The organism is Sedimenticola selenatireducens DSM 17993, from assembly GCF_000428045.1.
GTDB classification, from domain to species: domain Bacteria; phylum Pseudomonadota; class Gammaproteobacteria; order Chromatiales; family Chromatiaceae; genus Sedimenticola; species Sedimenticola selenatireducens.
The window spans coordinates 1-10,020 of sequence record NZ_KE386614.1; the positions used below are offsets into that span (position 1 = coordinate 1).

The following is a 10,020-nucleotide window of genomic DNA, read 5'->3' on the forward strand; positions in this document are numbered from 1 at the left end:
GATAAGGACGGTATGTGCGCATGCTCATCAAGGCCAGAAGCCAAGAGTCGCTTCGATAACAGGCCGGATATATGGTAGCAACTTGTCCCTGCCATCGAGATCTAATGCCTTGCAAATGGGGAGGAGACCATATTTGGGTACCTGGCGTAGTTCAGGAGAGCCGGTTCTTGAACTCCTGATAACCGAAGGTACGGATCATGCGCAGCTCGTTGTCGGACGTCCAGATGGCCAGTGATGGCAGGTTGACGCCGTTGAAGGTGGTGTTTTTGACAAAGGTGTAGTGGATCATGTCTTCCAGTACGATCTTGTCCCCCACCTGCAGTGGTCGCTCGAAGGCGTAATCCCCGATCACATCTCCCGCCAGGCAGGTATTGCCCCCAAGCCGATAGGTGTAAGGGGTCGTGCCTGGCTCACCGGTGCCACGGATATTTGGGCGGTAGGGCATCTCCAGCACGTCCGGCATGTGGGCGGCGGCCGAGGTGTCGAGGATGGCGATATCCATGTTGTTGCGCACGATATCCAGCACCGAGGCCACCAGTGGTCCGGTCTGCCAGCCTACGGCGCCACCCGGTTCCAGATAGACTTCGACACCATAGCGTTCACGGAAATCGCGCACCAGACGGATCAGTAGGTCCACGTTGTAACCTTGTCGGGTCATCAAGTGTCCACCGCCAAAGTTGATCCACTTCATCTGGGGAATCCACTCGCCAAAGCGCTCCTCGAAGGCGGCCAGGGTCCGTTCCAGACTTTCCGCACCGCACTCGCAGAGGGCGTGAAAATGCAGCCCCTCGATGCCTTCCAGCGCCTCGGGGTGGAACTCTTCCGCAGTGACGCCCAACCGCGAGGTGCTGCCGCAGGGGTTGTACATGTCCACTTCCACTTCCGCCACCTGGGGATTGACCCGGATGGCGCAGGAGACCCCGGCAGCCAGCGCCTGCGGCCCAAAGCGGCGCCACTGGCTGAACGAATTGAAGGTGAGGTGGTGGGCCAGTTTGAGGATTTCCGGAAACTCGGCCTCGGTATAGGCCGGTGCGTAGACATGCACTTCCTTGCCGAACTCCTCGGCGGCGAGCCGGGCCTCGTTTAGTGAGCTGGCGGTGCAGCCGTGCAGTACTTCCCGGATGATCGGGAAGGTGCTCCACATGGCGTAGCCTTTCAGGGCCAGAATGATTTTGCCGCCGGACTGGCGCTGTACCCGGTCCATCAGGGCCAGGTTGGCGCGCAGCCGCTCCTCCTCCAGCACGTAGCAGGGGGTGGGGATTCGGGAGATATCGAGGGTCATGGTGTGGCCGTTATCCTTACTCGGGAAGGGCGTCGACATCGATGTCGGTTGCGATATCGGTCCACGGCAGGCCATGTTGGTTGAGCGCGGCCATGAAGGGATCGGGATCGAACTCCTCCATGTTCCAGACGCCGGGCCTCATCCATTTTCCGGTCAGCATCATCATGGCGCCGATCATCGCCGGCACGCCGGTGGTGTAGGAGACACCCTGGGCGTTGGTCTCTCGGTAACACTCCTGATGATCGCAGATGTTGTAGACATAGCGCGACACCGGTTGGCCACCCTTGCTGCCCTTGACGATACAGCCGATATTGGTCTTGCCGACCGTGCGTGGACCGAGGGAGGCCGGGTCCGGCAGCAGTGCCTTGAGGAACTGGATGGGGACGATCTCGCGGCCCTCGAACAGGATCGGCTCGATCGAATCCAGGCCGATATTGCGAAACACTTCCAGATGTTTCAGATAGGCATCGCCAAAGGTCATCCAGAAGCGCATGCGCTTGACGCCCTTGATGTTCCTGGAGAGCGATTCCATCTCCTCGTGATACAGCAGATACATTTTTTTCGGGCCGACCTGCTCAAAATCGAAGGTGTGATGAATCTCCATCGGCTGGGTTTCGACCCAGACGCCATTCTCGTAATAGCGGCCGTTGGCGGTTACTTCGCGGATGTTGATCTCGGGATTGAAATTGGTGGCAAAGGCGTAGCCGTGATCACCGCCATTACAGTCGAGGATGTCCACTGTGTCGATCTGGTCGAAGTGGTGTTTCTGCATATGGGCGCAGAAAACGTTAGTGACGCCGGGATCAAAGCCGGAGCCGAGCAGTGCCATCAGGCCCGCCTGCTCAAAGCGCTCGCGGTAGGCCCACTGCCACTTGTATTCGAACTTGGCCTCGTCCAGGGGCTCGTAATTGGCCGTATCCAGGTAGTGCACGCCGGTCTCCAGGCAGGCATCCATGATGGTCAGGTCCTGGTAAGGCAGCGCCACATTGATCACCATAACCGGGTTGATCTGTTTAATCAGGGCGACCAGTTCAGGCACCTTGTCGGCGTCCACCTGGGCAGTTCTGATGGTTCTGCCGGTCTTCTCGGTCACTTCAGCGGCAATCTGGTCACACTTGGATCGGGTTCGGCTGGCGAGGTGAATCTCGCTGAACACCTCTGGCACCTGGGCGCATTTATGGGCCACAACCCGGCCCACACCGCCAGCTCCAATAATCAGTACAGTACTCATTGTATTTGTTTTCCTTGAGTCAGAGGGAGAAAATCAAACGCGGAGCGTCTTTTGTCACAGTTTAGTGTTCCAGTATGACATTGCATATCGATCCTGCACGATCGCGCAAAATTGGCTCGCGGGGGCTTTGTTTCCGGGCGCCAAAAAAGAGCGCAATAATAGCAGTTGGATGGGGTTCAGTCATCAGGCTGCCCCGGGAAACCAGCTGTGCCCCCCTGACCTATTGAGTGTCATTCAGGCTGTTGTTGATCAGCTCAACCGGATGTACGGTCTTGATCGGATAGCCTGTTTTACGGATTTCGCGGGTAAACTGTAAGGCACAGCCGCTGTTGCTGGTGGCCAGATACTGTAGCTCCTGCACCGGGACCTGCTGGATTGCCCGCGCGCCCAGTGCGTCTGCCATATCTGGTTGTTCCAACAGGTAACTGCCCGCGGCCCCGCAGCATTCAATCCGGTCAAGTCGAACCAACCGGATGCCTGGAATCCGCAGTAACAGCTTTTCCGGCTCATCCGCCAGTTTTAACTGGTGTTTCAGGGTACAGGGTGAATGCAACCCCACGGCGCAATCCATGGGACTAAGTACACTATCCTCTGGCCAACAGCAGTGGTTAAGAAATTGACTGACTTCATAGACCGGTGTGGTAAATGGCTGTTTGATTAACTGCGTACCGCAGCCGCTGGCCAGATAGACAATAGCATCCAGGCCTTTTTCACCAAACGCTTGCTGATTGTTTATTGCCATGGCTGCGGCCGTCACTGGATCGCCCGAGTGCTGGTGCATTGCGCCGCAACAGCCCTGGTCGCCCGGTATGATCACTTCATATCCAAGGCGGGTCAGTACCGCAACGGCCGCATCGAGTGCCTGACGGTCACTGATTCGCCCGGCGCACCCGGTAAACAGCCCGACTCGCCCCTGTTTGGGCGTTACTGGAGAGTAATGCTGGTTCCATCTGCCAACGCTGGCCTGGTCCGGCAGCAGAGCGTCCAGGCGTCGGAAGCGGCTGCCTCCCAAGGTGCGCAGCAATGGGCGAATGCCCGAATGGCGGTAGAGCCATAATCCAATACGACCCCAGCCACGATAGGGGAGGCGGGTAATGAGGTGGTGCGTCAGCCGCTGTCGCCGGCTTTTGTCCTGGGTGGTGCGAAAGCCGTCGATCAACTGGCCATAATTAACCGCTGAAGGGCAGACCGCCTGGCAGGCGAGGCAACCGAGGCAGCGATCCAGATGCCGGCTGGCCTGTTTACTGTCCAGCGCGCCGCTGGCGATTCCCTGGATCAACGATATGCGGCCCCGGGGTGAGTCTCCTTCATCCCGCATCAGGCTATACGTGGGGCAGTGGGGCAGGCAGATGCCGCACTTGACGCAGCGATCGGCCTCCTTCAGCAGTGGTTCGTTGTGGTTCACAGGGTTTGCATGGCTCGTTTCACCTTTAAAGCCAGTTGTAAGGTGAAATGGCATATTGGGTTTGTGTGGCCGTCGATAGTTGCAGAGTGTCGTGGCAGGGGGTGGTGATGTCAATTTATAAACGAAATGGAGAGTAAATAAAGTGTTGACATAAAAATAATAATATTAGAAGATATTAACACTTTAAATGCAGTTGCATTTTTTAGTACTCCATCCATCCTCCTTTGGTGGTTTATATTATTAAAGGCGTAGCTTCCCCTGCTACGCCTCTTTTTTTTGGATAAAAAATAGTTGAACTGGGCCTTGCCAGCGTGCGCGTGGTCCGGTAATATTCGCGCTCTTTTTTGAAGCGCTAGTATTGTTACTCCGCTGGAGCAAGTCAGATGACGACCGTAAGTGCAAAACCCGCAGAAGTGCGCCGCGACTGGTTCGTGGTCGACGCCACAGACAAGACCCTTGGCCGTCTCTCAACCGAGATAGCACGCCGTTTGCGCGGGAAGCATAAACCCGAATATACGCCGCACGTGGATACCGGTGACTATATTGTTGTAGTCAATGCCGAAAAGGTTCGCGTCACCGGTAACAAGTTGAAAGACAAGATGTATCACCATCACACCGGTTACATTGGTAACCTGAAATCCATTAACTTGGAAAAGCTGCTGGACAAAGCGCCGGAGCGTGTGATCGAGACCGCAGTCAAGGGCATGCTGCCCAAGAATCCACTGGGTCGTGCGATGTTCAAAAAGCTCAAGGTCTTTGCCGGCCCCGAGCATGCGCATCAGGCACAGCAGCCCCAGGCGCTGGATATCTGAAATCCACATAACGGAACAGAAACATGGCTCAAACCCAGAATTATGCAACCGGACGTCGTAAAAGCTCTGCTGCACGCGTCTTCCTGAGTGCCGGCAGCGGCAATATCGTCGTCAATGGCCGTCCGCTGGACGAGTACTTCGGTCGTGAAACCGCCCGCATGGTGGTTCGTCAACCGCTGGAAGTGGCTGATCTGCTGAAAAACGTCGATATCATGGTTACGGTCAAGGGTGGTGGTACCACCGGTCAGGCCGGCGCCATCCGTCACGGCATTGCCCGCGCCCTCTCCGACTACGACGAAGCGCTGCACAGCCCGATGCGTCGTGCCGGCTTCCTGACCCGCGATGCCCGTGAGGTTGAACGTAAGAAGGTCGGTCTGCACAAGGCGCGCAAGCGTCCGCAGTACTCCAAGCGTTAATATGCCCGCGGAGCCGCCTGTCGGGTGGCTCCAGGCATTTGGGGATTCGTCTAACGGCAGGACTACGGACTCTGACTCCGTCAGTGGAGGTTCGAATCCTCCATCCCCAGCCAACTTGAAACAACCCGCTCCGGCGGGTTTTTTCGTGGGTAGTGAGAAAGAGCACTGGATGGAGGGTGAGAAGCTCCACCGAGGTTCGGCGCGTAGCGCCACGAGGAGCGCAGCGACGAGCCCGAAGGGTGAGGTCGCAGGCCGAATAATCCTCCATCCCCAGCCAACTTGAAACAACCCGCTCCGGCGGGTTTTTCGTGGCTGTCAAAAGAGCTCTGGATGGAGTCGCGGTCTGGTGAGTGAAGTGTTCAAGCCATCCCTTGCCTGGGATTGGATTGCCAGGCTTAGGTATGGCTGATGGTTGGTTTTCTAGCCAATATGTCAGGCATTAAGCAATTATGAGACATGTTGTTGCCTGATTGCGTAATGTAGCGCGGGTTATCTGAATGTAAGGTGAGATGCTGGTGCTAGCTCAACTGAAAGTAATTTATTTCGATATTTTTATAAGGCATTGTAAGGCTGTATTTTTCTGTTTTCCCCAAACTGCGTGGCATTAACTTGTGTTGGTATTTTGCAACAAAATAAAAAACTGTGGTTTTTTTATAAAAAAGTGTTGCAAACCCGAGGGTGGAGTACTAGTATCTTCCCTGCACAGCATTTTTCGTAAATTTACTTTTAGCGGGAATCTATAAAATGAAAAAACTTCTTACTATCGCCATCGCCGCAGCTGTTGCTGCTCCCATGGCTGTTAGCGCCGAAACCACCCTGTACGGACGGGTTGACACCGCCCTGATCAGCACCGACAACGACACCGCCGGTGGTGATACCTGGGACGTTTCCACCAACTCCAGCCGTATCGGCCTGAAGGGTTCCGAGGACCTGGGCAATGGTCTGAAGGCTATCTTCCAGTATGAGTTTGGTGCCAACACCTCTGAGGGTGGTGGTTACGGTGATGCCCTGAACAATCGTCTGGGTTATGTTGGCCTGTCCGGTGGTTTCGGTACCGTGGCAATTGGTCGTCAGTGGACTCCTTATTACGGTTCGGTGGACAAGACCGATATCATGAACCTGAATCCCAGCGCCGGTGCTCTCGACGGCGACAGCGTTGATGCGAATGCCAACGGTCACTACCTGGGCCCGACCCGTACCGGTAATGCAGTGGCTTACGTTTCACCTGACTTCAATGGCTTCAGCGGCAAGCTGGCGCTGATTATGGCCGATGAGCGTGGAGTCAATACCAGTGACGGTCTTGATGCATTCAACCTCAGCCTGGACTACAACAACGGTCCGCTGAGCGTCGGCTTCTCTTACCTGGACTTTGATAGCGCCACCGGTGGAGCTGATCGTTGGGGTCTGGCTGGCAAGTACAACTTCGGTAACTTCGCTCTGATCGGTCAGTACGAAGATATGGATGACACTGTTTCCGGTGCCAACGACGGCGCAAGCTCCTTCGGTATCGCAGCCCAGGCATACTTCGGTAACAACACCCTGAGCTTCGAATACGGCGAAAGAGATTTTGACAACAACAGTGCCGATCTTGACAACTGGGGTATCAGTGCTCACCACAGCTTCAGCAAGATGACCCGCGTGTATGTTGATTATCAGCAGCAGGAAACCGCTGCCTCTGTTGACGAAAGCACCTTCGGTGTTGGTATCCGTCACGACTTCTAATCTGATCTGATCAGTTAGAAATAGCACAATAAAAAACGGGGTCTTCGGACCCCGTTTTTTATTGTCTGTACTAAAGCGAGGTCAAAAAGTGTCGTAGTGCTGAAGCCTTGATGAAGTCACGGCTGAATTCGACATTTTCGCGGACATTCGTGGCGGCGTAATCAGGGGGTGGCGTGATGCGGTGTCATGCCACGGATTCCCCGCGCGGTGTTGCCTGTCTGTTGAGCTTTCTTGGGACGGGTTTTATTCGGGCTACACAGTTGATAACGAACGGCGTATCTGCGAAAAACTCGCCGCTCAGCATGCGGCGGCCAAGTAGGGTGTGCACGTTGTTTGTGCACACACCGGTGGACAAAGGTATCAGGGAAGGTGCGTACGGCGTGGCATGCAAGGTATGCCTACAACCGCAAGGTCATCGGGGTTGACGATTTATTCAATCACCTTGATTCCTGTTGGGGAACCCAGGATCAGCAAATCAGCCGGTCGCAGGGCGAAGATGCCGGTGGTTACTACACCGGCGATATTGTTTATCTCCTGCTCCATTTTTACCGGTTCCATGATACGCAGGTTGTGCACATCCAGGATGATATTGCCGTTGTCGGTGATGAAGCCGTCACGCCACACCGGGGTGCCGCCCAGTTTCACCAGTTGTCTGGCGACATGACTCCGGGCCATGGGGATCACCTCCACCGGCAGCGGGAACTCGCCCAGTACGTCGACCAGCTTGCTCTCGTCGGCAATGCAGATGAAGCGTTTGCTGGCGCCCGCGACGATCTTCTCCCGGGTCAACGCACCGCCGCCGCCCTTGATCAGGTGCAGGTGTCGGGTCGATTCGTCGGCGCCGTCGACATAGAGATCCAGTTCGCCGGTGGCGTTGAGGTCAACAACCGGGATGCCAAGCGACTTCATGCGCTCAGTAGAGGCTTCGGAGCTTGAAACCGCGCCATCGATGGTCTGTTTTATGCCGGCCAGCAGGTCGATAAAGTGGTTTACCGTGGAGCCTGTTCCGACCCCGATGATACCGCCTTTGACCTGTTTAATGGCCTCGGCTGCCGCCATGCGTTTCAGTTCATCCTGGTTCATTGCTTTTTCCTCATGCCCGCGTGCCTGGCCATGATAACGATGGCTCGGCTGTTTGTCACAATATCCACTCTTTTTACCATGAAGCGACCCATTAGCGCAGAAGGATTTCTGTGCTTATGGATAAGCAAGTTTGATATATTGAGGCCTACATCCGCTGTAAGGTTATTTACCTTCCGTCTATCACTATCCAAGATGACCAGGACAGAGTATGCCCCAGAGTTATATTGAACGAATCCTGCGAGCACAGATATATGACATTGTTCGAGAAACGCCTTTGGACAGGGCGGTCCGGCTTTCGGGGCGGCTGAATAACCAGGTTTATCTGAAGCGTGAAGATCTGCAGCCGGTCTTTTCGTTCAAGTTGCGTGGCGCCTATAACCGGATTCGCGGTTTATCCGAAGTGGAAAAAGGCAATGGTGTGATCGCCGCCTCGGCTGGCAATCACGCCCAGGGCGTCGCGCTCTCTGCCCGACATCTCGGTATCAGGGCGCTGATCGTGATGCCCAAAACCACCCCCATAATCAAGGTCCAGGCAGTCAAGGCGCTCGGAGCGAAAATCGTCCTCTGGGGTGACTCTTATGACGAGGCCTGCGATTACGCGCTCAAGCTGGCGGAAGAGAAGGGCATGACTTTTGTCCATCCTTTTGATGATCCGGAAGTGATTGCCGGACAGGGAACGATAGCCATGGAGATGTTGCGGCAACATGCCGGTCCGCCACATGCCATATTTGTGCCGGTGGGTGGCGGCGGTTTGATCAGTGGTATCGGTGCCTACGTGAAATATGTCTATCCGCAGGTCAAGGTGATTGGGGTGGAGCCGGAGGACGCACCAACCCTGTATACGGCTCTGCAAAAAGGGCGTCGGGTTAATCTCAAGCAGGTCGGCATATTTGCCGATGGGGTGGCGGTGAAGCAGATCGGTAAAGAGACCTTCCGGCTGGCGAAAACGTTGGTTGATGAAGTGATATTGGTCGGCACGGATGAAATTTGTGCCGCAATAAAGGATCTGTTCGATGATACGCGCACCGTGGCGGAGCCCGCAGGAGCGCTGGCGGTTGCAGGACTGAAGAAGTATGTTGCAAGAGACGGGGTGATTGAACAAAGTCTGATTGCCATAGAGAGTGGCGCCAACATCAATTTTGACCGCCTGCGTCATGTGGCGGAACGCGCTGAGTTGGGTGAACAACGGGAAGCGTTACTGGCGGTAGAAATACCCGAAGAGCCGGGAAGTTTCCTCAAGTTCTGCCGTGCCATTGGCAAGCGAAGTGTTACTGAGTTCAATTACCGTTTTGCCGACTCGGCGCGCGCACATGTGTTTGTGGGCATTGAGCTGGCCGATGGTGTCGTAGAGCGGCAGCGTGTGGTGCAACAGCTCGGTGAGCGGGGTTATCGGGTAGTGGACTTGACTGATAATGAGACCGCCAAGCTGCATATCCGCTATATGGTCGGCGGCCACGCCCCGGGTGTCAGCAATGAGGTGCTGTTTCGCTTTGAGTTTCCGGAGCGGCCTGGCGCATTGCTTAATTTTTTGACCGAGATGGGTCAGCGCTGGAATATCTCGCTTTTTCACTATCGCAACCACGGTGCGGCCTATGGCCGGGTGCTGATGGGGGTGCAGATTGAACATGGCGATAAGCGTGATTTCCAGGCTTTTCTCAAGGCCCTCGGTTATGCCTGGGTAGAAGAGACGGACAATCCCGCCTACCGCCTGTTTGCCTGTGGTGGCGAGTGCCCGGATGCCGCTGTGGGTGCTTATCAGAGTTGAAATGGCGCCTGCAGACATGATCCTGTGACGCAGGCTGGCCGAGTTGCAGGCGCGGCTTCAGCTGCGAAGTCTTAAACCCTCAGGTAATCTCGCACGGATATAAGAAAGGCCCTGTTTCAGGGCCTTTCTTACGGGTTAAAGATCAGGTTTTGGTCGCGGCCTTTTTTCGTGGCCTGACTTTTCTGGGGCGGAGTGCGGCTTTTTTCTTTGTCACCTTTTTCTTGGCGACCTTCTTTTTAGCGGCGGCCTTTTTCTTTGTTACCTTTTTCTTGGCGACTTTCTTTTTAGCGGCGGCCTTTTTCTT

At 55.4% G+C, this 10,020-nt stretch carries 8 protein-coding genes, 1 tRNA gene and 1 other RNA gene; 6 read left to right on the forward strand and 4 right to left on the reverse strand.

Annotated features, from left to right (window positions below; genetic code table 11):
- Positions 1-151: 151 nt before the first annotated feature.
- The 3 genes from nspC to A3GO_RS0118680 form a co-directional block, all read right to left on the reverse strand.
- Positions 152-1,321 (reverse strand): carboxynorspermidine decarboxylase, encoded by a 1,170-nt coding sequence (gene nspC, locus A3GO_RS0118670; protein ID WP_245621789.1) that lies wholly within the window; start codon positions 1,319-1,321, stop codon positions 152-154.
- A complete protein-coding gene (locus A3GO_RS0118675) occupies positions 1,299-2,513 on the reverse strand; it encodes a saccharopine dehydrogenase family protein (RefSeq protein WP_029134694.1) in 1,215 nt (404 codons plus the stop codon). Before A3GO_RS0118675 ends, nspC begins: the two co-directional genes overlap by 23 nt.
- A gap of 220 nt (positions 2,514-2,733) precedes the next feature.
- Positions 2,734-3,918 carry a (Fe-S)-binding protein gene (locus tag A3GO_RS0118680; protein WP_029134695.1) on the reverse strand — a complete coding sequence of 395 codons (1,185 nt, stop codon included), beginning with the start codon at positions 3,916-3,918 and terminating at the stop codon, positions 2,734-2,736.
- A 383-nt stretch (positions 3,919-4,301) separates the two neighbouring features.
- On the opposite strand from A3GO_RS0118680, the gene rplM reads away from it, so the two are divergent.
- From rplM to A3GO_RS24545, 5 genes are all read left to right on the forward strand, one after another.
- Complete coding sequence (gene rplM / locus A3GO_RS0118685; protein ID WP_029134696.1) at positions 4,302-4,730, forward strand: 50S ribosomal protein L13; 429 nt, start codon at positions 4,302-4,304, stop codon at positions 4,728-4,730.
- A gap of 23 nt (positions 4,731-4,753) precedes the next feature.
- Positions 4,754-5,146 carry a 30S ribosomal protein S9 gene (gene rpsI / locus A3GO_RS0118690; RefSeq protein WP_029134697.1) on the forward strand — a complete coding sequence of 131 codons (393 nt, stop codon included), beginning with the start codon at positions 4,754-4,756 and terminating at the stop codon, positions 5,144-5,146.
- Between the two features lie 39 nt (positions 5,147-5,185).
- Positions 5,186-5,259, forward strand: a tRNA-Gln gene (locus tag A3GO_RS0118695).
- Between the two features lie 42 nt (positions 5,260-5,301).
- Positions 5,302-5,423, forward strand: a non-coding RNA gene (locus A3GO_RS25900) — RtT sRNA.
- A 467-nt stretch (positions 5,424-5,890) separates the two neighbouring features.
- Positions 5,891-6,868 (forward strand): porin, encoded by a 978-nt coding sequence (locus A3GO_RS24545; RefSeq protein WP_051302635.1) that lies wholly within the window; start codon positions 5,891-5,893, stop codon positions 6,866-6,868.
- A gap of 429 nt (positions 6,869-7,297) precedes the next feature.
- Here A3GO_RS24545 and rpiA read toward each other — a convergent pair whose 3' ends face one another.
- Positions 7,298-7,951: a ribose-5-phosphate isomerase RpiA gene (gene rpiA, locus A3GO_RS0118705; RefSeq protein ID WP_029134698.1), complete on the reverse strand. Its 654-nt coding sequence runs from the start codon at positions 7,949-7,951 to the stop codon at positions 7,298-7,300.
- 208 nt (positions 7,952-8,159) lie between these two features.
- Between rpiA and ilvA the strand changes: the two genes are divergently transcribed.
- Positions 8,160-9,716, forward strand: a complete 1,557-nt coding sequence (ilvA, locus tag A3GO_RS0118715) for a threonine ammonia-lyase, biosynthetic (RefSeq protein ID WP_029134699.1) — start codon at positions 8,160-8,162, stop codon at positions 9,714-9,716.
- Positions 9,717-10,020 lie beyond the last annotated feature (304 nt).

Bases quoted from the DNA above. Each gene is read 5' to 3' on its own strand.
- A3GO_RS0118675 (WP_029134694.1), bottom strand. From the start codon at position 2,513: ATGAGTACTGTACTGATTATTGGAGCTGGCGGTGTGGGCCGGGTTGTG.
- A3GO_RS24545 (WP_051302635.1), top strand. From the start codon at position 5,891: ATGAAAAAACTTCTTACTATCGCCATCGCCGCAGCTGTTGCTGCTCCC.
- rpiA (WP_029134698.1), bottom strand. From the start codon at position 7,951: ATGAACCAGGATGAACTGAAACGCATGGCGGCAGCCGAGGCCATTAAA.
- rplM (WP_029134696.1), top strand. From the start codon at position 4,302: ATGACGACCGTAAGTGCAAAACCCGCAGAAGTGCGCCGCGACTGGTTC.
- ilvA (WP_029134699.1), top strand. From the start codon at position 8,160: ATGCCCCAGAGTTATATTGAACGAATCCTGCGAGCACAGATATATGAC.
- rpsI (WP_029134697.1), top strand. From the start codon at position 4,754: ATGGCTCAAACCCAGAATTATGCAACCGGACGTCGTAAAAGCTCTGCT.
- nspC (WP_245621789.1), bottom strand. From the start codon at position 1,321: ATGTCGACGCCCTTCCCGAGTAAGGATAACGGCCACACCATGACCCTC.